A 224-nucleotide genomic window follows, 5' to 3' on the forward strand; every position below is an offset into this window, starting at 1 on the left:
CTTTGATACTTCTGACGGACTAAATACGAGTAAACTTGTCTTGTTTTACCGCTATCAGGAATCCCATACCAACCAGCATGACTAACCCCGTTGCCCACAATGCTACGTGATAATTACCATAGTAACTGGCCAGATATCCGGCTGCTGCTGGTGCAATGATCTGTGCAGTACCATAACAAATAGTGAGTCGGGCCATAGCTTTAGCCGGATTCAATGGGAATTTA

1 pseudogene is annotated in these 224 nt (G+C 44.6%); it reads right to left on the bottom strand.

Features of this window, described 5'->3' with window-relative positions:
- Positions 1-19 precede the first annotated feature (19 nt).
- Positions 20-224: pseudogene (locus B4K20_RS14615) on the bottom strand (YbfB/YjiJ family MFS transporter); the annotation flags it as partial.

The organism is Methylophaga sp. UBA5088 (assembly GCF_002414625.1).
Lineage (GTDB): Bacteria > Pseudomonadota > Gammaproteobacteria > Nitrosococcales > Methylophagaceae > Methylophaga > Methylophaga marina.